This is a genomic window from Nocardiopsis suaedae (assembly GCF_027706745.1).
GTDB classification, from domain to species: domain Bacteria; phylum Actinomycetota; class Actinomycetes; order Streptosporangiales; family Streptosporangiaceae; genus Nocardiopsis_A; species Nocardiopsis_A suaedae.
Genome location: NZ_JAQFWP010000084.1, coordinates 1 through 23,636 on the forward strand (window position 1 = coordinate 1; position 23,636 = coordinate 23,636).

At 73.7% G+C, this 23,636-nt stretch carries 18 protein-coding genes and 2 pseudogenes; 17 read left to right on the forward strand and 3 right to left on the reverse strand.

From position 1 onward, the window contains the following. The first annotated feature begins 263 nt into the window (after positions 1 to 263). From O4U47_RS28200 to O4U47_RS28230, 7 genes are all read left to right on the forward strand, one after another. Positions 264 to 1,694 carry a nucleobase:cation symporter-2 family protein gene (locus O4U47_RS28200; RefSeq protein WP_270681018.1) on the forward strand — a complete coding sequence of 477 codons (1,431 nt, stop codon included), beginning with the start codon at positions 264 to 266 and terminating at the stop codon, positions 1,692 to 1,694. After that, positions 1,691 to 3,055 carry an amidohydrolase family protein gene (locus O4U47_RS28205; RefSeq protein ID WP_270681019.1) on the forward strand — a complete coding sequence of 455 codons (1,365 nt, stop codon included), beginning with the start codon at positions 1,691 to 1,693 and terminating at the stop codon, positions 3,053 to 3,055. Before O4U47_RS28200 ends, O4U47_RS28205 begins: the two co-directional genes overlap by 4 nt. 210 nt (positions 3,056 to 3,265) lie before the next feature. Beyond that, positions 3,266 to 3,469 (forward strand): ubiquitin-like protein Pup, encoded by a 204-nt coding sequence (locus O4U47_RS28210; protein ID WP_270681020.1) that lies wholly within the window; start codon positions 3,266 to 3,268, stop codon positions 3,467 to 3,469. A gap of 212 nt (positions 3,470 to 3,681) precedes the next feature. After that, on the forward strand, positions 3,682 to 4,527 hold the full coding sequence (gene prcB, locus O4U47_RS28215) for a proteasome subunit beta (RefSeq protein WP_270681021.1): 846 nt from the start codon (positions 3,682 to 3,684) through the stop codon (positions 4,525 to 4,527). A 63-nt stretch (positions 4,528 to 4,590) separates the two neighbouring features. After that, on the forward strand, positions 4,591 to 5,358 hold the full coding sequence (gene prcA / locus O4U47_RS28220) for a proteasome subunit alpha (protein WP_270681033.1): 768 nt from the start codon (positions 4,591 to 4,593) through the stop codon (positions 5,356 to 5,358). Between the two features lie 189 nt (positions 5,359 to 5,547). Next, complete coding sequence (gene pafA, locus O4U47_RS28225) at positions 5,548 to 6,906, forward strand: Pup--protein ligase (protein ID WP_270681022.1); 1,359 nt, start codon at positions 5,548 to 5,550, stop codon at positions 6,904 to 6,906. A gap of 193 nt (positions 6,907 to 7,099) precedes the next feature. Beyond that, positions 7,100 to 8,170, forward strand: a complete 1,071-nt coding sequence (locus O4U47_RS28230) for an FKBP-type peptidyl-prolyl cis-trans isomerase (RefSeq protein WP_408639041.1) — start codon at positions 7,100 to 7,102, stop codon at positions 8,168 to 8,170. A 284-nt stretch (positions 8,171 to 8,454) separates the two neighbouring features. Here the strand turns inward: O4U47_RS28230 and O4U47_RS28235 are convergent, their stop codons facing one another. Further along, on the reverse strand, positions 8,455 to 9,633 hold the full coding sequence (locus O4U47_RS28235) for a DUF3866 family protein (protein WP_270681023.1): 1,179 nt from the start codon (positions 9,631 to 9,633) through the stop codon (positions 8,455 to 8,457). A 74-nt stretch (positions 9,634 to 9,707) separates the two neighbouring features. Here O4U47_RS28235 and O4U47_RS28240 point away from each other — a divergent pair, with 74 nt between their 5' ends. From O4U47_RS28240 to O4U47_RS28270, 7 genes are all read left to right on the forward strand, one after another. Then, positions 9,708 to 11,732 (forward strand): helix-turn-helix transcriptional regulator, encoded by a 2,025-nt coding sequence (locus tag O4U47_RS28240; RefSeq protein WP_270681024.1) that lies wholly within the window; start codon positions 9,708 to 9,710, stop codon positions 11,730 to 11,732. Between the two features lie 187 nt (positions 11,733 to 11,919). Further along, entirely contained in the window at positions 11,920 to 12,108 is a 189-nt protein-coding gene (locus O4U47_RS28245; RefSeq protein WP_270681025.1) for a hypothetical protein, read from the forward strand. 81 nt (positions 12,109 to 12,189) lie between these two features. Beyond that, positions 12,190 to 12,507, forward strand: coding sequence for a twin-arginine translocase TatA/TatE family subunit (locus tag O4U47_RS28250; RefSeq protein ID WP_270681035.1), 318 nt, complete (start codon positions 12,190 to 12,192; stop codon positions 12,505 to 12,507). Between the two features lie 138 nt (positions 12,508 to 12,645). Continuing rightward, positions 12,646 to 13,452: a twin-arginine translocase subunit TatC gene (gene tatC / locus O4U47_RS28255; protein WP_270681026.1), complete on the forward strand. Its 807-nt coding sequence runs from the start codon at positions 12,646 to 12,648 to the stop codon at positions 13,450 to 13,452. A 75-nt stretch (positions 13,453 to 13,527) separates the two neighbouring features. Beyond that, positions 13,528 to 13,893: a DUF397 domain-containing protein gene (locus O4U47_RS28260; protein ID WP_270681027.1), complete on the forward strand. Its 366-nt coding sequence runs from the start codon at positions 13,528 to 13,530 to the stop codon at positions 13,891 to 13,893. 180 nt (positions 13,894 to 14,073) lie between these two features. Beyond that, entirely contained in the window at positions 14,074 to 14,979 is a 906-nt protein-coding gene (locus O4U47_RS28265) for a diacylglycerol/lipid kinase family protein (RefSeq protein WP_270681028.1), read from the forward strand. Between the two features lie 180 nt (positions 14,980 to 15,159). Beyond that, the gene (locus O4U47_RS28270) at positions 15,160 to 18,036 is read left to right on the forward strand and encodes a DEAD/DEAH box helicase (RefSeq protein ID WP_270681029.1); all 2,877 of its coding nucleotides are present in this window, start codon (positions 15,160 to 15,162) and stop codon (positions 18,034 to 18,036) included. A gap of 774 nt (positions 18,037 to 18,810) precedes the next feature. On the opposite strand, the pseudogene O4U47_RS28275 reads toward O4U47_RS28270, so the two are convergent. Continuing rightward, a pseudogene (locus O4U47_RS28275) lies at positions 18,811 to 19,104 on the reverse strand (IS30 family transposase); the annotation flags it as partial. Positions 19,105 to 19,231: 127 nt separating this feature from the next. Then, a pseudogene (locus O4U47_RS31355) lies at positions 19,232 to 19,393 on the reverse strand (helix-turn-helix domain-containing protein); the annotation flags it as partial. A 610-nt stretch (positions 19,394 to 20,003) separates the two neighbouring features. Between O4U47_RS31355 and O4U47_RS28280 the strand changes: the two are divergent. From O4U47_RS28280 to O4U47_RS28290, 3 genes are all read left to right on the forward strand, one after another. Beyond that, positions 20,004 to 21,164 (forward strand): glycosyltransferase family 4 protein, encoded by a 1,161-nt coding sequence (locus tag O4U47_RS28280; RefSeq protein WP_270681030.1) that lies wholly within the window; start codon positions 20,004 to 20,006, stop codon positions 21,162 to 21,164. A 428-nt stretch (positions 21,165 to 21,592) separates the two neighbouring features. Continuing rightward, the gene (locus O4U47_RS28285) at positions 21,593 to 22,741 is read left to right on the forward strand and encodes an acyl-CoA dehydrogenase family protein (RefSeq protein WP_270681031.1); all 1,149 of its coding nucleotides are present in this window, start codon (positions 21,593 to 21,595) and stop codon (positions 22,739 to 22,741) included. Between the two features lie 274 nt (positions 22,742 to 23,015). Beyond that, the coding region (locus O4U47_RS28290; protein WP_270681032.1) for an ABC transporter ATP-binding protein at positions 23,016 to 23,636 on the forward strand (621 nt) is incomplete at its 3' end.

Here is a 23,636-nt window from a genome sequence, read left to right on the forward strand (position 1 = left end):
TGGTGCTGTTGGACGTCCGTGGCGTGGGGGGCGGCCGGGCCGGGGGGGGGTTTGGCCCCCGGCCCGGCCGCCCCTGCCGCCGTGGTCCCCGCGGTCGTGCTCCCCCTCCGAGGAAATCCGGGGTCCAGGGGTTGTTCCCCATGCATGTTACATGCAATGTGTAGTACAGCCTCCGGATGCAACGGATTCCTCCCGCCGCCGCGGGAGAGGAAGGGAGACACCATGTCCCCGGCCCCCGCCGTCCACCGCCCCCGGAGACGGCCGTGAGGCGCCGCCGCGGCCCCGCCCCCGAGCGCGACGCCGTCGACGCCGTCCCGCGCCTGCGCGCCCTGGTCCCCCTCGGGGTCCAGCACGTCCTGGTCGCCTACTCCGGCCTACTGACCGTGCCCCTGCTCATCGGAACCGGCATCGGCCTGAGCCCCGACCGGATCGCCGCGCTCATCTCCGCCAACCTCTTCGTCAGCGGCCTGGCCACCGTCCTGCAGTCGGCCGGGGTGCTGAACGTGGGCGTCCGGCTCCCGGTGGTGATGGGCTCGACCTTCACCGGGATCGGCCCGGCGATCCTCGTCGGCCAGTGGGCGGGGCCGGCCGCCGTCTTCGGCGCCACCATGGCCGCCGGGGCCCTCACCTTTCTGGCGGCCCCCTGCTTCGGCCGCCTGCTGCGGTTCTTCCCGCCCGTGGTGACCGGCACCGTCATCGGCATCATCGGGCTGTCCCTGGTCCCCTCGGCGGGAAAGATGATCGCCGGGGACGCCGAGACGGTGCCGCTCGCGCCCGCCCTGCTCGCGCTGGCGACGGTGGTGTGCGTCGTGCTCGTGGAGCGCTTCGCCCCGCCCTCCGTCGGCCGCCTGGCCGTGCTGGTGGCCCTGGCCGCGGGCACCGCCGCCGCCTTCCCGCTCGGCCTGGTCGACCTGTCCGGGGTCGGGGCGGCCGACACCTTCGGACCCGTCGTGCCCTTCGCCTTCGGCCCGCCCGAGTTCGCCCTGGCCGCCGTCGTCCCCTTCGTCATCGTCCAGCTTGTGAACATGGTCGAGACGACCGGCGACACCCTGGCCGTGGGCAGCGTGGTCGGCCGCCGCGTCGGCCCCGACGGCATCGCCCGGGCGCTGCGCGCCGACGGCCTGGCCACCCTCTTCTCCGGCGTGTTCAACAGCTTCACCATGGTCACGCACAGCGCCAACGTCGGGATGGTCAACCTGACCAAGGTCTACAGCCGGTGGGTGGTGGCCTTCAGCGGGCTGCTCATGGCGGTCCTGGGGCTGATGCCCGTGCTCGGCGCCCTGGTGGCGGCCCTGCCCGGCCCCGTGCTCGGCGGCGTCGGGATGGTCATGTTCGCCATGGTCGGCTCGGTGGGCATCCGCATCCTGCGCGACGCCGACCTGTCCGACCAGCGCACCCTGCTGATCATCGCGGTCTCCTTCGGGGTCGCGCTGCTCCCGCTGGGCGCGCCCGGCCTCTACGGCGCCTTCCCCGACGCCCTGCGCACCGTCATGGAGAGCGGCATCGCGGCCGGGGCGATCACCGCCTTCCTGCTCAACCTGCTGCTGTTCGGCGTGCCGCGCGACACGCCCGGGACCGCCGGCGCCGACGACGCCGCCGACACCGCGGACACCCCGTCCGACGCCCCCGCGACCCCCGAGACCCCCGAGAGCCGGAGCGGCCCCTCCGGCGAGGAAGGAGGGCAGGAGCGATGACCACCGCCGCCTCCACCCCCTGCGACCTGCTGGTGAGCGACGTGACCGTGTGGACGGGCGGCCGCTGGCGCGAGCGCGTCGACGTCGCCGTCGACGGCGGCCGCATCACCCGCATCGCCCCCCACGGCGCCGAACCCGCCTCCGCCCGACGGACGCTCCACGGCCGCGGCGCCCACGTGGTCCCGGGCATCGTCAACACCCACACCCACCTGAACCAGGCGCTGCTGCGCGGCACGGCCGAGGGGCGCCCGCTGCTGAGCTGGCTGGGCGAGGTGGGGGAGGCCACCGCCGCCCTCACCGCCGAACAGGCCTACACCGCCGCCGCCTGTGCGGCCCTGGAGGCGCTGCGCACCGGCACCACCACCGTCGTCGAGCACATGTGGCCGCACCCCTCGCGCGCCGTGCACGAGGCCGTGGTGCTGGCCCTGGAGGACGCCGGGGTGCGCGGGGTGGTGTGCGTGGGGATCGCCGACCGCGCCGACCCGAGCCGCAGGTGGGGCATGGACCCGCGGCTGATCCGACCGGTGGAGGAGGTCCTGGACCACGTCCTGGAGCTGGCCGACCGCACCCGCGGGGGGCCGCTGCGCGTCGGGCTGGCCGTGCCCAACCCGCGCTGCCTCACCCCCGCGGGCATGGCACGGGTGCGCGCCTTCGCCGACGAGCACCGCCTTCCGGTCAGCATCCATTTGCTGGAGACCGCGACCGACGAGGAGATGTGCCTGGAGCACACCGGGCGCGGAGCGGTGCGGCTGCTCCAGGAGTCGGGGCTGCTGTGGGAGCGGCTGCTCGCGGTCCACTGCGTCCGGCTCGACGGGGCGGGCCGCGAGGCGCTGGCCGGGGCCGGGGCCGCCGTCTCCTACAACCCGCTGAGCAACATGCGCCTGGGCAGCGGCGTGGCCCCGGTGCCCGAGCTGCTGGAGGCCGGGGTGCCGGTCGGCATCGGTGTGGACGGCGCGGCCAGCAACGACCGCCAGGACGCCCTGGAGGCTCTGCGCATCGGCTCCTACCTGCAGCGCGTCGCGCACCGCCGCGCCGACCTGCTGGACTTCGCCCGGATGATGGACATGGCCGCCGACGGCGCCTGCCGCGTCCTGGGGCTGGAGGGGGCGCCCGGGGGGCTCGCCGAGGGCGGCCCGGCCGACCTGCTGGTGCTGCGCTTCGACGCCGACGTCGGCTGCGTGCCCGTGGCCGACCCGGGCGCGGTCCTGCTCACCACGGGCAGCCAGCGGGTGGTGGAGACCGTGGTGGCCGACGGCCGGGTCGTGCTGGACGGCGGCGTCCACCCGGTCCTCGACGAGCGGGAGCTGGTCGCCCGGGCCCAGGCGGTGGCGCCGCGGGCCACCGCCGCCGTGCTCCCCTGACCGGCGCCTGACCGGCGCCTCGGCCGGGGCGGTCCGGTTCGCACCGGGGGCGGCGGGGAACACCTTCCGCCACGCCGACGTTCGGACGGGTGTACGGACAAAACGCCGCGAACTCGGTAACGTGCGGACAACGGGACCGGCGATCAAGGTTGAGCCGGGCTCCGCTGGGCCAAGATAAGGGCAACGGGCCCCGATCGAGGAGGTTGTGGGATGGCGACCAAGGACACCGGCGGGCAGAAGCACACGACCCGGCGCGACGAGGACGTCGAAGAGGTCGAGGCCGGCGCCGAGGCGCAGGAGCGCGACGAGAAGCTGGACGAGGACGTCGACGACATCCTGGACGAGATCGACGAGGTCCTGGAGTCCAACGCCGAGGACTTCGTCCGCCAGTTCGTCCAGAAGGGCGGCCAGTAGCCCCCGGGCCGGGCCGCCCGGAGGCCTCCCGCCCGGATTCCGGTCCCGGACACCGCCCCGGGCCGGTTCGCCCACAGCAGACTCCGGGCCGGTGGCTACACCCCTTCCCTCCGCTGTCAGTAGGGTCGGCGGTAAACGTCGATTGTCGCCCGCGCCCCGTCCGCCCCGCATCCCACCGCGGGGCGGGCGGGGCGCCACCCGAAGGGAGTCGCGTGTCTCAAGCGTTCGAGGGCGGACGGCTGCCCGCCGCGTACATGAACCCGGGGCCGGCGTCGTTCTCCGAGTTCCTCAGCGCGGTCCACCCCGACCTGCTTCCCCGGTGGCAGGACCTGCCGCACGGGACGGACGGACGGCCCCTCACCCCCGAGGCCACCACGATCGTGGCGCTCACCTTCCCCGGCGGCGTCGTGCTCGCCGGGGACCGCAGGGCCACCTCGGGCACCACCATCGCCAACCGGGACATGGAGAAGCTGTTCCGCGCCGACGAGTTCTCCGCGGTGGCGATCGCGGGGGCCGCCGGCATCGGCATCGAGCTGGCCCGGCTCTACCAGGTCGAGCTGGAGCACTACGAGAAGCGCGAAGGGCGGCCGCTGTCCCTGGAGGGCAAGGCGAACCGCCTGGCGAACATGCTGCGCGGCAACCTCGGCCTGGCCATGCAGGGCTTCGTCGTGGTCCCGCTGCTCGTCGGCTACGACGAGGCCCGCGAGGCCGGGCGCATCTTCAGCTACGACCCGGTCGGGGGGCGCTACGAGGAGCACCGCTTCCACTCGATCGGATCGGGCTCGGTCTACGCCCGCGGGTCGCTGAAGAAGCTGTTCACCGACGGGCTCGACGAGCGGCAGGCCGTCACCGCGGCCGTGCAGGCGCTCTACGACGCCGCCGACGACGACTCGGCCACCGGCGGGCCCGACGTCCACCGCAAGATCTATCCGCTGGTCGACGTGGTCACCGAGGACGGCTACCGGCGGCTGCCCGCCGATGAGGTGGCGGCGGTCGCCGAGGCCGTGGTGACCGAGCGCTCCGAGCGGCCCGACGGGCCGACGGCGCCGATCGACTGACCCGGCCCGCGCCGACGAGCCCCGCACGGACCACAGAGAGCAAAGGAACGATCAGCGGTGTCGATGCCGTTCTACGTCTCGCCCGAACAGAGCATGAAGGACAAGGCGGACTACGCGCGCAAGGGCATCGCGCGCGGCCGCAGCGCCGTCGTCCTGCAGTACGACGGCGGGATCCTGTTCGTGGCGGACAACATGTCCCGCACGCTGCACAAGATCAGCGAGCTGTACGACCGGGTGGCCTTCGCCGCCGTCGGCCGGTACAACGAGTTCGAGAACCTGCGCCTGGGCGGCGTGCGCTACGCCGACTCCCACGGCTACGCCTACGACCGGCGCGACGTCACCGGCCGGATGCTGGCCAACGCCTACGCCCAGACCCTGGGCACGGTGTTCAGCGAGTCCAACAAGCCCTGGGAGGTGGAGATCGTCGTGGCCGAGGTCGGCGACGACGCCGACACCGACCAGATCTACCGGATCACCTTCGACGGCTCGGTCGTCGACGAGAAGGGGCTGCTGGCCATGGGCGGCTCCGCGGACGCGGTGACCGCCGCGCTCAAGGAGCGGTTCGACCGGGACGCCCCGCTGAGCGAGGCGCTCTCGGCGGCCATGCACGCCTTGGCCCACGAGAACGGCGAGCGCCGGGAGCTGGACGCGGCCAACCTGGAGGTGGCGGTGCTGGAGCGGGCGCGCGAGCACCGCAAGTTCCGCCGCATCCAGGGCGGCCGGCTGACCCGCCTCATCGAGCAGGGGAGGGGCGCCCCGTCCGCCGCCGGCGGCGGGGACTCCGACGGGGACTCCGACGGGGGGTCCGGCGACCAGGAGCCCTCCGCCTGATCAGGGACGCTTCCGATCGGCCCGGCCGCGCCCCGCGGAGCATCCGATGGGGCGCGGCCGGTTTCCCCCGGCCGGAGGGAGCCGATAACAACAGTGGAGTCGTCGGCAGCGCGGCGGGGCTCCGGCCGGTGCGGACCGGCCGCGACGGGCATCCGCGGCTGCCACGGGACGGGAAACGGGTGAGGCCGCGTGGAACGCCGCATTTTCGGACTTGAGAACGAGTACGGCGTCACCTGCACGTTCCGGGGGCAGCGCAGGCTGTCGCCGGACGAGGTGGCGCGCTACCTGTTCCGCCGCGTCGTGTCATGGGGGCGCAGCAGCAACGTCTTCCTGCGCAACGGCGCCCGCCTGTACCTCGACGTGGGCAGCCACCCCGAGTACGCCACCCCCGAGTGCGACGACCTGGCCGACCTGGTCGCCCACGACAAGGCCGGAGAGCGGATCCTGGAAGGGCTGCAGGTCGACGCCGAGCAGCGCCTGCACGAGGAGGGCATCGCCGGCGAGATCTACCTGTTCAAGAACAACACCGACTCGGCCGGCAACTCCTACGGCTGCCACGAGAACTACCTGGTGGGGCGGCACGGGGAGTTCGGGCGCCTGGCCGACGTGCTCATCCCGTTCCTGGTGACCCGCCAGATCATCTGCGGGGCGGGCAAGGTGCTGCAGACCCCGCGCGGCGCGCTGTACTGCGTCAGCCAGCGGGCCGAGCACATCTGGGAGGGCGTCTCCTCGGCCACCACTCGCTCGCGGCCCATCATCAACACCCGCGACGAGCCGCACGCCGACGCCGAGCGCTTCCGCCGCCTGCACGTGATCGTCGGGGACTCCAACATGAGCGAGGTGACCACCCTGCTCAAGCTGGCCTCCACCGACCTGGTGCTGCGGATGATCGAGACCGGCGTGGTGATGCGCGACTTCACCCTGGAGAACCCCATCCGGGCCATCCGCGAGGTCAGCCACGACATGACCGGGCGCCGCAAGGTGCGGCTGGCCAACGGCAGGGAGGCCAGCGCGCTGGAGATCCAGCACGAGTACCTGGAGAAGGTGCAGGCCTACGTCGACCGGAACGGCACCGACGCCACCGGCAAGCGGGTGCTGGAGCTGTGGGCGCGCACCCTGGAGGCGGTCGAGACGCAGAACCTCTCGCTGGTCGAGCGGGAGATCGACTGGGTCGCCAAGTACAAGCTGCTGGAGCGCTACCGCTCCAAGCACGGGCTCTCGCTGTCCTCGCCGCGCATCGCCCAGCTCGACCTGACCTACCACGACATCCACCGCGACCGCGGGCTGTTCTACATGCTCCAGCGCAAGGGCCAGATGGACCGGGTCGTCAACGACCTCAGCACCTTCGAGGCCAAGTCGGTGCCGCCGCAGACCACCCGGGCGCGGCTGCGCGGGGAGTTCATCCGCAAGGCGCAGGAGAAGCGGCGCGACTTCACCGTCGACTGGGTGCACCTGAAGCTGAACGACCAGGCGCAGCGGACCGTGCTGTGCAAGGACCCGTTCAAGGCGGTCGACGAGCGGGTGGAGAAGCTGATCTCCGGGATGTGATCCGCGGTGCGATCCGCGGGAGGCCGCCGGGGCGCGTCCCCGGCGGCCGGTGTCCTGCGCCGCCGCGATTCGGACGCAGAGCGGCCGAAACCCCCCGTGCCATAGGGCCCTTAACCGGTTCTTACCCGGATACGGAAGGATCGCCTTTCCGATAGTGTGTCGGGGACCCGAGCCGATTTTGAGGTTGTGCCCTATGCGACGACGTGCCGCCGCCCTCGCGGTACCGTTCTCTGCCGTGCTGCTGGCGGTGTCCGCCTGCGGCACGATTCCCGAGGATTGGAAGACGCCGGCCTTCCTTCAGACCGGGGACGACGTGGACGACCGGCTGCCGGAGGTGAGCGGGAAGCCCGGGGAGGAGCCCAAGGTCGAGTTCCCCGACATCGCCCCGCCCGGTGAGCAGATCTCCGGCGTGGTGCGGCCCGGTGAGGAGCAGGGGGAGATCGTCCGCGCCGACGACCTGCTGCTGGTCGACATCGTCGACTACCAGTGGGAGGGCAAGGGCAAGGCGGAGAAGACCAACTCCACCTACGAGACCGGCACCCCGTTCCTGCTGTCCATGGAGCAGCTGGGCGAGGAGTTCAACAAGGACATCGTCAACCAGAACGTCGGCGCGCAGGTGGTGTTCGTCTTCCCCGCGGCCGACCCGGAGCAGGCCCAGGCGCAGGGCATGGACCCCTCGGAGATCCCCGAGGGCGACTCGGTCTCGGTGCTGGAGGTGCGCGACCGCTTCGGCAAGGGCGACACCGTGCCCGGCGAGCAGACCACCGACGGCGGCGACGGCCTGCCCACCGCCCCCGACAACGGCGCCGCCGAGCCGGAGATCTCCATCCCCGAGGAGGATCCGCCCGAGGAGCTGGAGAAGGTGAACCTCGTCGAGGGCGAGGGCCCCGAGGTGAAGGACGAGCAGGAGCTCGTCGTCCAGTACACCGGCGTGCGCTGGGAGGACGGCAAGGTCTTCGACTCCACCTGGAGCAAGGGCGGCGCGCCGTTCACCTTCCCGCTGGGCCAGGGCCAGGTCATCGAGGGCTGGGACGAGGGCCTCAAGGGCGAGAAGGTCGGCAGCCGGGTGCTGCTGACGATCCCCGAGGACCAGGCCTACGGCAAGGAGGCCGCCGACAACGGGCAGCCCGCCGGGACGCTGGTCTTCGTCATCGACATCCTGGGCGCCGTCGACCCGCCGCCCCCGCCGGAGGAGTCCGGCGACGAGGAGAAGTCCGGCGACGAGGAGAAGTCCGAGGACGGCTCCGAGGGCGAGGAGAAGTAGCGGCACCGCTCCGGGAGCCTTCCGGCTCCTGAGGTGAGGACACGGGGCGCGGGGCGGCCGAGGGCCGCCCCGCGCCTTCGCCGTGTCCGCCCCGCGTCGCTCCCGGGAGAAGCGGCGCTACAGGCGCGGCCGGGGACTCGCCCCGGCCCCGCATGTTCTCCACCGCGCGGCGGTGCCGCGGCCTCAGAACCCCCGGTCGGGGCACGGTCTGCTGCCGGCGGTCAGCACACCTGGACAACTCGCACTCGGCAGGAGGGAAACCCCCGCGGATCCAGGGGCGTCTCTCAACGGTGGGGGAGGGCGTCGAGCAGCCGGGCCGCGTGGCGGCCCGCGGCGGCCGACGCCAGGAAGCAGGCCCGGTCCTCCTCCAGCGTCCGGCCCATGGTCGACAGGCGCAGCGGCAGGTCCCGCAGCGCCTCCTCCAGGCCGTCCACCGGCACCTCCACCAGGCGGTGCCGCCCGCCCAGCGGCGCGGCCTCCGCCGCCACGCGCTCGCCGAAGGCTCCCGGCAGCACCGGCACCGGCACGTCGGCCCGCGCCGCGGCCACCTTCCCGTAGGCGGTCAGGCTGTGGTGCGACACCCCCCGGTGGCGCTCGCGCGCGTCGGCCTCGCTCACCCGCAGCGCGGCGACCGGGCGCCCGCCCAGCACCGAGGCGGCGTTGACCGCCTCGCCCGCGGCCACCCCCGAGAACCCCCACGGCGTGCCCGTGCCCAGGTTCCCCGGCCCCTGCGCGACCACCGCCAGGTCGGCCCCGAGCACGTGCCGGGCGGCCAGCAGCCCGCTGTGCACCGTCACCGCCTCCAGGTCGCCGCCGAAGGCCTGCCCGGTGGTCACCGAGGCCGTCAGCAGCCCCGCCTCCCGCAGGGCCGCCACGCTCCGGGAGAACGCCGCCGGGAGCGCCCCGCCGTCGAGCATCACGTACACCGCGCGCAGCCCCGGCCGCTCCCGGTGCGCCCCGGCCAGCACGGCCGGCAGCGCCGAGTGCAGGTCGGCGGTGACCACCGGCATGCCGTCCACGCTCTCGGCGTCGCGCAGCAGCTCATGGGTGGGGGCGTCCTGCCCGTCGGCGCCCAGGACGGCGGTCTGCACGGGGGTGTAGCGGGCCTTGACCAGGTGGCCGGGGGCGGGGGCGTCCGGCGGCAGCCGGTCCGGCAGCGCCACCACCATGGCGTACCCGCCGGTGCCCAGCCCCAGGTCCAGGGCGGTGGTGTTGAGCAGGACGCGGTCGCCCTCCTCCGGGGTGCCCACCAGGTCGGTGTAGGCGAGCGCGCGGCAGGTGCCCGCGGCTCCGCCGTCCGCGACGGGGCCCGAGCCGCCGTCCGCGACGGGGCCCGCCGAGGCGCCCGCGGGGGAGTCCCCGGCCCCGTCCCCCAGCCCGGGGCCCACCCGGACCTCCAGCTCGACCGCGCCGGGCCACTCCCGGCCCGTCCCCAGTACCCGTCCTTCACGCCATCGGATCACGGAAATGACGGTACCTTCGGGGCTGAAGGCCGCCTCGGCGGCGCGCGGCGATGCGGGGAGGAACGGATCCGCCGATGTCCAGAAAGAAGACGGAGCGCCAGCTCAACCTGGTGATCTGCCTGCTGTCGACCCGGCGGTACCTCACGGCCCGGGAGATCCGTGCGACCGTGGCCGGATACGAGGAGGCCGACACCGACGGCGCGTTCAAGCGCATGTTCGAGCGGGACAAGAAGGAGCTGCGCCAGAGCGGCATCCCCGTCGAGACCGGCGGCGACGACTTGTGGAGCGGCGAGGAGGGCTACCGCATCTCGCGCGCGGCCTACACCCTCCCCGAGATCGAGCTGCTCCCCGACGAGGCCGCCGTGCTCGGCCTGGCCGCCCGCGCCTGGCGGCACGCCGCGCTGGGCGACGCCGCCGCCGGGGCGATGATGAAGCTGCGCGCCGCCGGGGTGCCGACCGACTCCGACGCCGCGCCCGCCCTCACCCCCGTGCTCGCCACCGACGAGCCCGCGTTCCTGCCCATGTGGCAGGCGGTGCGCGACCGCCGCCCGGTGGTCTTCGACTACCGCAAGCCGGGCGCGCCCGCCGCCGAGCGCAGGGTGCTGGAGCCGTGGGGCGTGGTCAACGTGCGCGGGCGCTGGTACGTGGCCGGGCGCGACCGCGACCGCGGCGAGCGGCGCGTGTTCCGCCTGGGGCGCGTGGCGGGCGAGGTGGAGGTGCTCTCCTCGGGCCCGCCGGTGCGCGTCCCCGAAGGGGTGGACGTGCGGTCGGTGGTGCGCGCGCACCGCTCCGAGCCCGAGTACACCGCCCGCCTGCTGGTGGCCGAGGGCGCCGGGCACGAGCTGCGCCGGGCCGCCCGGCGCACCGAGGCCGGGGCGCGCGTGGAGGAGGGCCGCGACGGCCGCCCCGCGCGGCGCTGGGACCGCCTGGAGCTGCCCTACGCCGACCTGCGCGACCTGGCGGGCGCGGTGGCGCGGTTCGGCGACCGGGTCGTGGTCGCCGAGCCCGCCGAGGCGCGCGCCGCCGTCGTGGAGCACCTGCGCGCCGTCGCCGAGCGCCCCCCGGAGGAGGGCGGCGACGGCCCGCTGCTCGGGGACGGAGCGGGCGACCGGCGGGTCAGCGCCTCGGCCGAGCAGCTGCGCCGCCTGCTGATGCTGGTGCCCTACGCGTTGAGCCACGACGTGCGGGTGCCCGACGTGGCCGCCTCCTTCGGGCTGTCCGAGCGGCAGGTCCTCAAGGACCTGGCGCTGCTGTGGATGTGCGGCCTGCCCGGGTACACCCCCGGCGACCTGATCGAGGTCGACCTGGAGGCGGCCGAGGAGACCGGCGAGATCATCATCGGCAACGCCGAGGCGCTGGCGGCCCCGCTGCGGCTCACCGCCGACGAGGCGGCCAGCCTGATCGTCGGCCTGGAACTGCTGGGCGAGCTGCCCGGCGCGGCCGGGGGCGACGCCCTCAAGCGGGTCGGGGAGAAGCTGCGGGCCGCTGCGGGAACGGCGGCCGAGGAGTTCGCCGACTCGGTCGCGGTCCGGGTGGACCTGGACGAGGACGAGCGGGAGAAGCAGCGCCGCTGCGGGGAGGCGCTGCGTGCCGGGCAGCGGCTGCACCTGCGCTACCTGTCCGGCTACGAGGACGAGGTCACCGAGCGCGATGTGGAGCCGATGGGCCTGGTCGTCCAGGACGGGCACGCCTTCCTGGAGGGGTGGTGCCGCCTGCGCGGGGGCGTGCGGCTGTTCCGGATGGACCGGGTCCTGGACCTGACCGTGCTGCCCGAGGCGGCACGGGTGCCCGAGTCGGCCCGGCGCCGGGACCTCAGCGGCGGGGTCCTGCAGCTCTCCGAGGACGACGCGCGGGTCACCCTGGACCTGGAGCCCGGGGCCCGCTGGGTGGCCGAGGAGTACGTGTGCTGCGGCCTGGAGGAGCTCGGCGGCGGCCGCCTGCGGGCCACCCTGCGCACCCCGGCGCCGCGGTGGGTGCGACGGCTCGCGCTGCGCCTGGGACCGCAGGCCCACGTGGTGGCCCCGGCCGAACTGGCCGAGCGGGTGCGTGAGGACGCGGTCCGCGCCCTGCAGGGGTACGGGGAGCGGCCCGCGGGGTGAGGCGCGCCCCGGCGGGGGCGGGGACCCGGCCGACGGCGCCGGGGGGCCGACCGTGTCCGGAACCGGGTCCGACTCGGGGGTCCCGCCCGGGTCCGGACGGGGTTCGGCCGGATCGTGATGCATTCGTCCGGTGCGCGACACTTGTGGGCCGGGCGGGTTTCATGTTCGACCGAGTATTGTGGAGGGCGTGCTCGCGATCGTCGGCCTCGCCGCTGTGACTCTCGTCGGCCTGCTCCTCGTGGCGGTGCTGACCGCCCGCATGCTGGCCGAGCTCCGCCGCCTGCGCGCGCAGGTCGCGCGGACCCGGGGCGAGCTCGAACCGCACTACCGCGCCTACCGTGCGCGGACCCGCGGCGCCGGCCAGGGGGCCGAATGAGCCCCCGAATCGGGCGCCGCCGGGGAGCGCGTACGATCAAAGGTGCAGGTAGCGCCTGGGAAAGAGGTTGAAGTCATGGGTATGGACTTTCGGACGCTGCTGATCCTGCTGCTGATCGCACTCCTGCTGTTCGGCGCGTCCAAGCTGCCCACGCTCGCGCGTTCGCTCGGCAAGAGCGCCCGGATCCTGAAGACCGAGGCCAAGGGCCTGGTCGACGAGGAGAACGGCGAGCGCAAGGAGGGCCGGGAGGCCGCCGAGGACGGGCAGGCCCCGGGCGCGCAGCCCGCCCAGGAGGCGCAGGGCGCGCAGGCCCAGCAGGAGCGCCAGTACCCCGAGCTGCCCGCGGGCCAGCGGATCGTCAACGAGAAGGGCGAGCCGGTCCGGCGGTACGAGGACTGACCGGTGCGGGGCGGGCGCTGCGCCCGCGGTTAGGGACGGACAGGATCGCGGGCCCGAGCGGCCCGCTTCGAGGAGCGTTTGCGGGCGATGCAGTACCGGCGACAGCGGCCTAGGCCCCCCAAGGACCCGGAAGGGCGCATGCCGCTGATGGACCACCTGCGCGAGCTGCGCAGCCGGGTCGTCAAGGCGGCGCTGTTCATCGCCGTGGGCGTGGCCGCCGGGTTCGTCGTCTTCGGCCCGGTGTGGGACGCCCTGCAGGCCCCCTACTGCCGCCTGCCGCAGGAGGTCCGCGACGGCGGCGAGGGCTGCGACCTCATCTTCACCGGGATCTTCGACCCCTTCTTCCTCCGCTTCAAGGTGGCCATCGTCGTCGGGCTGCTGATCGCCAGCCCGTTCTGGCTCTACCAGCTCTGGGCGTTCGTGGCCCCGGCGCTGCGCGGCAGGGAGAAGCGCTACACCTACTACTTCGTCGCCGCGGCGGTCCCGCTCTTCCTCACCGGGTCCGGGCTGGCCTACTACATCACCGGGCTGGCCCTGGAGGTGCTGTTCGGCTTCGCCACCGAGGACATGGTGGCGATGATCACCATCACCAACTACCTGAACTACATGATCCTGATGATCCTGGTGTTCGGGTTCGCGTTCGTCACGCCGCTGCTGGTGATCCTGCTGAACCTGCTCGGGGTGGTCACGCACGCCGGGCTCGCCAAGTGGCGCCGCCTGATCGTCTTCGGGATCTTCGTGCTGTCGGCGATGGTCACCCCGGCCGAGCCGATCTCCATGCTGGCGCTCGCGGTGCCGCTGATCGTGCTCTTCGAGATCGCCGAGCTGTTCTGCTTCCTGCACGACCGGCGCCGGGGGGCGGCCGGTGCCGACGGGCTCGCCGACGACGAGCTCTCCCCGCTGGATGACGCCGAGGACGCCGCCGAGGACGACGCGAGGCGCTAAGGTCGCCCCGTACGCCCTGTGCGCCCCGGAGCCGGACCCGGGGCGGGCTTCCCCCTCCCCGGAAAGGACGCGTCCATGAGCGAAGAGAAGAAGCGCGAGCTCCCGCCCGAGGCCATGGGCAACGAGAAGTGGCACGACACGACCGACGCGGTCTGGTACCGCTCGTCGCTGTCGCGGGAGGACTCCGAGGCGATCGTGGAGGTCGCCAAGTTCGACGACGGCTTCCGGGCCGTGCGCGACGGCAAGAACCCCGAGAAGGGGATCCTGTTCTTCACCCCGCAGGAGTGGGAGGCCTTCGTGCTCGGCGCGAAGGACGGGGAGTTCGACATCCCCGAGGAGTACCTGACCGAGGAGGAGCGCCGTATCCAGCGCGGCGAGGTCGAGGTGCACGCGGTGCCGTCCCCGCTGAACAAGCGCACCGAGGACGAGGACCGGGACTGAGGCGCGCCCTCGGGAGGGGCGTCCGGGAGAGGCGCGGCACGGTCGGCACGGCGCTGAAGGCGGGCCCGGCCCCTTCCGCGCCCTGACCGGCGCGCGGCCGGAGGCTACCGGTCGGTATCCTCACTGCACCCGGGCTCGCCCGGGTGCACCCCCGGATCCGGCCTGACAGGAAAGCCCCCCATGCCGCGCAGCATCGCCGTCCTCGTCAACCCCTCCTCCCGCGGCGGCCGCGCCGCCGTCGCCGCCCGCCGCCTGCTGGCCGAGCTCCGCTCCGCCGGTGCGCACACCACCGTGCTCGTCGGGCGCTCGGCCGCCGACAGCGCCCGCCTGGCCCGGGAAGCCGCGGAGAAGGGGCCCGACGCGCTGGTCGCGGTCGGCGGGGACGGGCTGGTCAACACCGCCCTGCAGGGGGTGGTGGGCACCGGGGTGCCGCTGGGCGTGCTGCCCGCCGGGACCGGCAACGACATCGCCCGCGAGTTCGGCATCGGCCCGTCCCCGGCCGAGGCGGCCCGGCGCGCCCTGCGCGGGTACGCGGTGGAGGTGGACGCGGTGTCCTGCGCAGGGGGAGAGCGCGGCCCCGGCTTCCACTACCTGAGCGTGCTGGCCTGCGGGTTCGATGCCCGCGTCAACGAGCGCGTCAACGGCTTCCGCCTCTCCCTGGGGTCGGCCAGCTACCTGGCGGGCATCGCCGCCGAACTGCGCTCGTTCCGCCCGGTGCCGTTCCGGCTGGAGGTCGACGGGCACGTGGTGGAGGCCGAGGGCATGCTGGCGGCGGTGGGCAACACCCGCAGCTACGGGGGCGGGGTCCGGGTGTGCCCGGGCGCCCGCTCCGACGACGGGCTGCTGGAGGCGGTGTTCGTGCACGCGGTCGGGGTCGCCGACTTCCTGCGCTTCTTCCCGCGGGCGCTGACCGGGTCCCACGTGGAGCTGGACGAGGTCGAGGTGCTCACCGGGCGCCGGGTGGTGGTCGAGGCCGAGCCGGCCGCCGACGGGCGTCCGGTGCCCGGGTACGCCGACGGCGAGCGCGTGGGCGCCCTGCCGCTGGTGTGCGAGGCGGTGCCGGGCGCGGTGCGGCTCCTGCAGTGACCGCCGCGCGGGCGGCGCGGCGTCTCTGCGTGTCGCCCCGTCCCCTTCCGTAGTTGATCTCGGGACGAACGACGCTGGAACCGCGCTTGTAGCGCCGTTTTTCCCGTGATCACCGGGGATCTGGGCCTCCGTGTGTCCGGTCGTCGCCGCCTGTGTCCGGAACGCCATAGGCTGGGAGCGATGAGTACGCACGCCGAGCAGTACGCCGCGTTCCGCCGCCGACAGGCCCAGACCAGTCCCGACATCGAGGACTTCCAAGGGCTCTACGGCTTCGAGTTCGATCCCTTCCAGGTGCGGGCGTGCCGAGCGCTCGAACAGGGCCATGGAGTGCTGGTCGCCGCCCCGACCGGGTCGGGCAAGACCATCGTCGGCGAGTACGCCGTGCACACGGCGCTGCGCGACGGGTCCAAGTGCTTCTACACCACGCCGATCAAGGCGCTGTCCAACCAGAAGTACAACGACCTGGTGGCCCGCTACGGGGCCGACCGGGTCGGGCTGCTGACCGGGGACAACAGTGTCAACGGCGAGGCGCCGATCGTGGTCATGACCACCGAGGTGCTGCGGAACATGCTCTACGCCGGGTCGCACACCCTGTCCGGGCTGGCGTTCGTGGTCATGGACGAGGTGCACTACCTGGCCGACCGCTTCCGCGGCGCGGTGTGGGAAGAGGTGATCATCCACCTCCCCGAGTCGGTGCGGATGGTGGCGCTGTCGGCCACCGTCAGCAACGCCGAGGAGTTCGGCGAGTGGCTGCAGCAGGTGCGCGGCGACACCACGGTCATCGTGGACGAGAAGCGCCCGGTGCCGCTGTGGCAGCACGTCATGGTCGGCCGCAGGCTGCACGACCTGTTCGTGCCGGCCGAGGACGCCTCCGGCGGGGACGAGGCCGACGAGGGCGGCGGCTCCGGCCGCAGGCGCACCCGCAAGCGCGACCGGGACGGGCGCGGCGGGCGCGGCGGCGGCACGGACCCGGCCGTGCACGTGGAGGTCAACGGTGAGAAGATGCGGATCAACCCGCGCCTGATCCGCTTCGCGGTGGAGGACGACCGCATCACCCAGCTGGCGCACCGGCGGCGCCACCCGCAGAGCCGGGCCAAGAGCGGCCCCCGCCCCCGCGCCAAGCACGCCCCGCCGAGCCGGGTCCAGATCATCGACGAGCTCGACCGCGACGGGCTGCTCCCGGCGATCACCTTCATCTTCAGCCGCGCCGGGTGCGACGCGGCGGTGCGCGAGATCGTCGGCTCCGGGCTGGTGCTGACCACCGATGACGAGGCGGCCGAGATCCGCGCCTACGCGGAGCGGCAGTGCGCCGACATCCCCCCGGCGGACCTGGCGGTGCTGGGCTACCACGACTGGCTGCGCGCCCTGGAGTGCGGCGTGGCCGCCCACCACGCCGGGATGCTGCCCACCTTCAAGGAGGTGGTGGAGTCCCTGTTCTCCCGCGGCCTGATCCGCGCGGTGTTCGCCACCGAGACGCTGGCGCTGGGCATCAACATGCCCGCCCGCACGGTGGTGATGGAGAAGCTGGACAAGTGGAACGGCGAGACCCACGCGCCGCTGACGCCGGGCGAGTACACCCAGCTCACCGGGCGGGCGGGGCGGCGCGGCATCGACGTCGAGGGCCACGCGGTGGTGGTGTGGCAGGCCGGGACCGACCCCGAGTCGGTCGCGGGGCTGGCCAGCACCCGCACCTACCCGCTGGACTCCAGCTTCCAGCCGTCCTACAACATGGCGGTCAACCTGGTGGGCCAGGTGGGCCGGGAGCGCAGCCGGAACATGCTGGAGGCCTCCTTCGCCCAGTTCCAGGCCGACCGGGCGGTGGTCGGGCTGGTCAAGCGGCTGCGCAAGCAGGAGGAGGCGCTGGCCGGGTACGCCGAGGCGGCCGAGTGCCACCTGGGCGACTTCATGGAGTACGCGGCGCTGCGGCGGCGGCTCAGCGACGTGGAGGCCGAGGGGTCGCGCAGCCGCAACGCGCGGCGGCGGGACGAGGCGGTGGACGCGCTGGGGCGGCTGCGCCCGGGCGACGTGATCAAGGTTCCGGCCGGGCGCAGCCGCGGCTTCGTGGTCGTGCTCGAGCCGGGGCTGCGCGGTGACGTTCCCGCGCCGCTGGTGCTCACCGTCGACAAGCAGGTGCGGCGGGTCAACGCGGCCGACTTCCCGGTGCCGGTGGAGGCGGTCGGGCGGGTTCGGGTGCCCAAGTCCTTCTCGGGGCGCTCGCCCAAGTCGCGGGCGGACCTGGCGGCGACGCTGCGCAACAAGCTCGACGACGGGTCCATCGACACCCGGGCGGCCGCGCCGGTGCGCGGCCCTAAGGAGGAGGACCCGGAGATCGCGGGGCTGCGCGCCGAGATGCGGCAGCACCCCTGCCACGGGTGCGCCGACCGGGAGGACCACGCGCGCTGGGCCGAGCGTTACTTCCGGCTGCAGAAGGAGACCGACGGGCTGCGGCGCCGGGTCGAGGGGCGGTCGCACGTCATCGCGCGCACCTTCGACCGGGTGTGCGGAGTGCTGCAGTCGCTGGGCTACCTGGCCCCGGAGACCGGGGACGAGGTGACCGACGACGGGCGCGTGCTGGCGCGGCTGTACTCGGAGCTGGACCTGCTGGTGGCCGAGTGCCTGCGGCGCGGCGTGTGGAACGGGCTCGACCCGCAGGAGCTGGCGGCATGCGTGGCGTCCCTGGTCTACGAGTCGCGGCGCAACGACGATCCGTTCCCCCGCGTGCCGGACGGCCCGGTGGGGGAGGCGCTGGAGGAGATGGAGCGGCTCTGGGGGGAGCTGCACGACACTGAGCGCGAGCACCGTGTGTCGTTCCTGCGGCGGCCTGACATGGGCTTCGTGTGGGTGGCCCACCGCTGGGCGCGCGGGGACCGGCTGGACCGGATCCTCGGGGAGGCGGACATGCCCGCGGGCGACTTCGTGCGGACGGCCAAGCAGCTGATCGACCTGCTGGGCCAGATCGCCGCGGCCGCCCCGGAGGAGAGCGGCGTCCGGCGCACGGCGCGACGGGCCGTCGACCTGGTCAAGCGCGGAGTGGTGGCCTACTCGTCGGTGGGGTGATCCCCGGCCGGGCCGCTCTTTTCGCTACGCAGGGTGCCCCGAGCGGGTTCGTGCTGCCTGAAAGGCGGGTTCCGGTTCGCCGAGATACACCCGATGGCCGCGGTCGGGGGCCGATCTCAACCAACGTGCACCCCTCCACGGAGAACGTCCCGCATGGTGAGACGCGCGGGTCGGGGTTCGCGCTCTCCGACACCCGGACCCGTCCCGGCCGGGCCCACTCCGAACCCGGCAGGGCTGTGACCTGGCCGAATACTCCCCGTTAAGGGGTGAGGGGGCCGGGAAGCGCGCTCAGTGACACCCGCGAGGGCTCCGGGCGTGCGAAGTCGACGATTCCAGAACAGGTTCTGGAAATGAAATGCCCGATCCGTGCCTGTCTGGGCGGTCCCGGTGGGGCGTCGATCAGGACGTGGGGCCACCCGGGCACCCCTGTCGGGCGCCCGGGGGCCACGCAGGGCCGATATCGGCTACGGGGAGTGACACTAGGGGTGGTGGACAGCTCCGGTGTGCCGTTTGGGGTCCTTTCGGGGACAGAACGTGTTCTGGAATCGCGATGGCCGCGCACCCTTGCCGCCCGCACTGCAGTCCCGGGCGTCGAACAGGGCGCGGGAGGGGCCTTCGACCCCCGAGAGCCCGACAAGCCGGACGCCTGGACCGGTATCGGCGAACCCGAACCTGCCTTTCGGGCGCGACGGGCTCCTCGGGGGCATCCTGTGTGGCGAAAGTACGCGCTTTCGCAGATCGGGTGGCGAATGCGCCATGCAGGAACCGGTGATGTCAATCGGTTGTTGCAAGGAAGTCGTTGAGGGCCTCTGCCGGGGTGCGGTAGCCCAGGGTCGTGCGGGGCCGGTTGTTGAGCAGGTCCTGCACCCGCGCCAGCTCGGCCTCGTCCACGGCGTTGAAGTCGGTGACGCCCTTGGGGAAGTAGTCGCGCACCAGCCGGTTGGTGTTCTCGTTGGTGCCGCGCTGCCAGGGCGAGTGCGGGTCGCGGAAGAACACCGGCACTCTGGTGGCCGCCGTGAACGCGCGGTGGCGGGCCATCTCCACCCCCCGGTCCCAGGTCAGCGTCCGCGTGCTCGCGCAGTTCGGGGCTGCGGTCGGGTTTGCGGGCGCGGGGGCGGCGGGCCCGCGCCATGGCCTGGATGTGGGCGGGGAAGGCGCGGTGGGCGCGGGGCGAGGGTGAGAGGTTGCGGGTGCGCTCGCGCCGGACGGTGGCGGGGTCGCGGCCCAGGGCGCGGCCGATCTGCCCATCGGTGTGGCCCCTGTCCAGCAGGATCGCGATCTCCTCACGCTCGGTGATCGTCAGGCGCTTGCCCGGCACGTCCCGCTCCTCCCTCTCGGACCTGCACACTTGCAACACAAACTAGAACCCACCCGGGCCGGAACCCTCGATCCGGACGCGACGGGCGGCTTGGGACCATCCCGCGCGGCGATTTCGCGACCTGATCACGCGACAAGCGCCCATTCCACGACGCAGGATCGCCGCCCCCTCCGCGCCGCGCCCCATATGCCCGGTATGCGCCGCCGGGCCGGGGTCCGTCAGTGGGGTACCGGCTGAGCCGCCGCCGACCCGTACCGCGAGGAACCTGCTGCCCGGCAAGCAGGCCCGGGGAATCGCCCCGCTCACGCCGTCGCCGCCCGTGACCCCGTACTCCGTCCGTGCCCGCCCCCGGCCAGGGGCCTTGAGCGGGGTGCCCCTAGAGGTGGGGGTGAAGGTGGTGAATTCGCCACCCGATCATGATTTTGGTGGTTGAATCACGACGCTGGATGCCCGAGGCGCCGCTGATGTGTCTGGTATGACCGGAGATATGCCGTCCGCTCTGTCCGTGGGCCGGTGGGCGCCGCGGGAGGACCAACGGCCCGACCGGGGCCGCGTCCGGTGTGGCGCGGGGGAGCGGCGGGCAGGGTCCCCGATCATGCGGTGAGGGGCGTTGAGGAGCGCCCGGCCTTGAGAGGAGCCGACGTCGCCGATGCCTGAGCGCACCCTGATGGTCACCAACGACTTCCCGCCCCGCGAGGGCGGGATCGAGGTGTTCGCCTACGAGATGGCGCGGCGGCTGGCCGGGCCCGACGGCGCGGGGGTGACCGTCCTGACCTCAGGGCGGCGCGGCGGAACGGCGGGCGAGAGCCCCGAGCGCTTCGACCGCCGCCAGCCCTTCGAGGTCGTGCGGGTGGACACCGGCATGCTGCTCCCCACCCCCAAGGTCGCCCGCCGGGCGGCGGCGTTGGCGGCCGAGCGCGGCTGCACGCGGGTGGTGTTCGGTGCCGCCGCGCCCCTGGGGCTCATGGCCGGGCGCCTGCGGCGCGACGGCGGGGTGCGGCGCATCGTCGGCCTCACCCATGGGCACGAGGCGTGGTGGGCGCGGTTGCCGGGGACCCGCCAGGCGCTGCGGCGCATCGGGGACGGCGCCGACCACCTGACCTACATCGGCGGCTACACCCGGGACGCGATCGCGCCCGCACTCTCGCCCGCCGCGCGTGAGCGTATGGTGCGCCTGGCGCCGGGCGTGGACACCGGGCTGTTCCGCCCCGGGGGCGACCCGTCCCAGGTGCGCGACCGGTACGGCCTGGGGGAGGGGCCGGTGGTGCTGAGCGCGTCCCGGCTGGTTCCGCGCAAGGGCGTCGACGCGCTGATCCAGTCGATGCCGTGGGTGCGGGCGCGCTTCCCGCACGCGCGGCTGCTGGTGGTCGGGGACGGGCCGGACCGTGAGCGGCTGCGGCGGTTGGCGGAGTGGACCGGAGTGGGGGAGGCGGTGGTGTTCGCCGGTCCGGTGGCGCACGGCTCCATGCCGCCCTACTACGCGGCCGCCGACCTGTTCGCGATGCCGTGCCGGACGCGTCGGCTCGGCTTCGAGGCCGAAGGGCTGGGCATCGTCTTCCTGGAGGCGGCGGCGAGCGGCCTTCCGGTGCTCGCGGGCTCGTCCGGGGGCGCCCCGGAGACCGTCGCCCACGGCAGGACGGGCTACGTGGTCGATGGCGGCGACGCCGAAGAGGTCGCCGGCCGGATCATCCAGGTGGTGGGCGCCGAGCCGGCGGCCAAGGTGATGGGCGAGGCCGGCCGCAAGCGCGTCGAACACGCATGGACCTGGGAGGGTGCCGCGGAGCGGCTGGAGAGCCTGCTGGCCGACTGAAGCGCGGGGCCTCGGCCGGGGCCGGTCGAAGACCTCGGACTCCCAACCGCCCTGTCGGTGGTGCGGAGGGGCGGCGAACTCTTGGGAACGGGGTGCCTCTCTCCGATCTGTCCAATGGCGGGCGGGAGGTCCGTCGGCCTGATGAAGAGCCGGGACGGCGACGGCTCCTGTGAGGACGATGAACCGGTCCAGGAGGCCTCAGCGCGTTCGGACAGGGCGACGAGAACGTGGTTGGACCGCCCGCCCGGGAGGGCGAAGTCGTTCGCCGCGCGCCCAAGGGCCCCCTCGGGAGAGCATGAACGGGGAGCCGCCCTCCTCGTGCCCCGCTCGTCCCTGTCCGGGCGGGTATGGACTACAGTGCGGCATGTCACCATGTAGTAGGACGACCAATTAAATCGGCGTCCCCGTGCGAGCTGGTAGGGAACGATATGGCCGTTGAGCGCACGCTGCCCACCCCCGAGGGACGGGACCTCCTCGGGCTCGTCCGGGAGCTGGCGGACAAGGAGGTCGCCCCGCGTGCGGCCGAGGGGGAGGAGAACGCCGCGTTCCCCCGCGACCTGTTCGCCCTGCTGGGCCGCTCCGGGCTGCTCGGTCTGCCCTACCCCTCCGCCTACGGCGGCGGCGACCAGCCCTACGAGGTCTACCTCCAAGTGGTCGAGGAGCTGGCCTCCGCCTGGCTCGCCGTCGGCCTCGGGCTGAGCGTGCACACCCTGTCCTGCTACCCGGTGGCCTCCTCCGGGTCCCCCGGGCAGAAGGAGCGCCTCCTGCCCGACATGCTCGGAGGCGACCTCCTCGGCGCCTACTGCCTCTCCGAGTCCCACTCCGGCTCCGACGCCGCCGCCCTGTCCACCCGGGCGCGGCGGGACGGCTCCGGCTACACCGTCGACGGCGCCAAGTCCTGGATCACCCACGGCGGCCGCGCCGACTTCTACACCCTGTTCGCCCGCACCGGCGGCCCCGGCGCCTCCGGCATCAGCTGCCTGCACGTGCCCGCCTCCACGGGCGGGGTGGCCGCCGACGCCCCCGAGCGCAAGATGGGCATGTCCGCCTCGCCCACCGCCGCCGTGCGCTTCGACGGCGCCCGCGTCGGCGCCGACGCCCTGGTGGGGGAGGAGGGCTCCGGCTTCTCCATCGCCCTGTCCGCCCTGGACTCCGGGCGGCTGGGCATCGCCGCCTGCGCGGTGGGCGTGGCCCAGGCCGCGCTGGACGCCGCCGCGGACTACGCCAAGGAGCGCCACCAGTTCGGCCGCCCCATCGCCGAGCACCAGGGCCTGTCCTTCATGCTCGCCGACATGGCCACCAAGGTGGAGGCCGCCCGCGAGCTGTACCTGGCGGCCGCCCGCCGCCGCGACGCCGGCCGCCCCTTCGGGACGCAGGCCGCCATGGCCAAGCTCTTCGCCACCGACACGGCCATGCAGGTCGCCACCGACGCCGTCCAGGTGCACGGCGGCTACGGCTACACCCGCGACTTCCCCGTCGAGCGCTACATGCGCGAGGCCAAGGTCCTCCAGATCGTCGAAGGCACCAACCAGATCCAGCGGATGGTGATCGGCCGCGCCCTCACCGGCGGCCGCTGAGCCCCCCCGGAGCGCCCGCACCCGCCTGACGTGCGACCGAACCGCGCCCGTGCGGCCGCAACCGGCCACGGGCGCGGAATCCGGTTTGCGGCGGGGGAAACAGATTCGTAACAGGGGCCCGCCGATCACTATTAAGGCGGGACTTCGCCTGATACCACAATGGCGTGAGCCGATGTGGCCCACGGCACAGCGTGTCCCTACCCCCGAAGGGCCCGCCCGACCCTGAGGAGTGGGCGGCGCGCGCCGCACGGATCGGGGCGGGTGGAGGCGCAACGTGGCGAGAGTCCGCTTGGAAGGCGTGTACAAGATCTATCCGGACGGTACGCGCGCGGTCGACGACCTGAGCCTGGACATCGCCGAGGGCGAGTTCCTGGTCCTCGTCGGCCCCTCCGGGTGCGGCAAGACGACCGCCCTGCGCATGGTGGCCGGGCTGGAGGAGATCAGCCGCGGCACCGTCGCCATCGGCGACCGCACGGTCAACCGGGTGCCCGCCCGCGACCGCGACGTGGCCATGGTCTTCCAGAGCTACGCCCTGTACCCGCACCTGACCGTCCGCGACAACATCGCCTTCGGGCTGCAGCTGCGGCGCATGCCCAAGGCCGAGATCGCCGAGCGGGTCGCCAAGGCGGCCGCCACCCTCGGCCTCACCGACCACCTCGACCGCAAGCCGCGCAATCTGTCCGGCGGGCAGCGCCAGCGCGTGGCCATGGGGCGGGCCATCGTGCGCAACCCCCGGGCCTTCCTCATGGACGAGCCGCTGTCCAACCTGGACGCCAAACTGCGCGTGCAGATGCGCGCCGAGATCTCCCGCATCCAGCGCGACCTGGGCGTCACCACCGTCTACGTCACCCACGACCAGGTCGAGGCGATGACCCTGGGCGACCGGGTCGCGGTG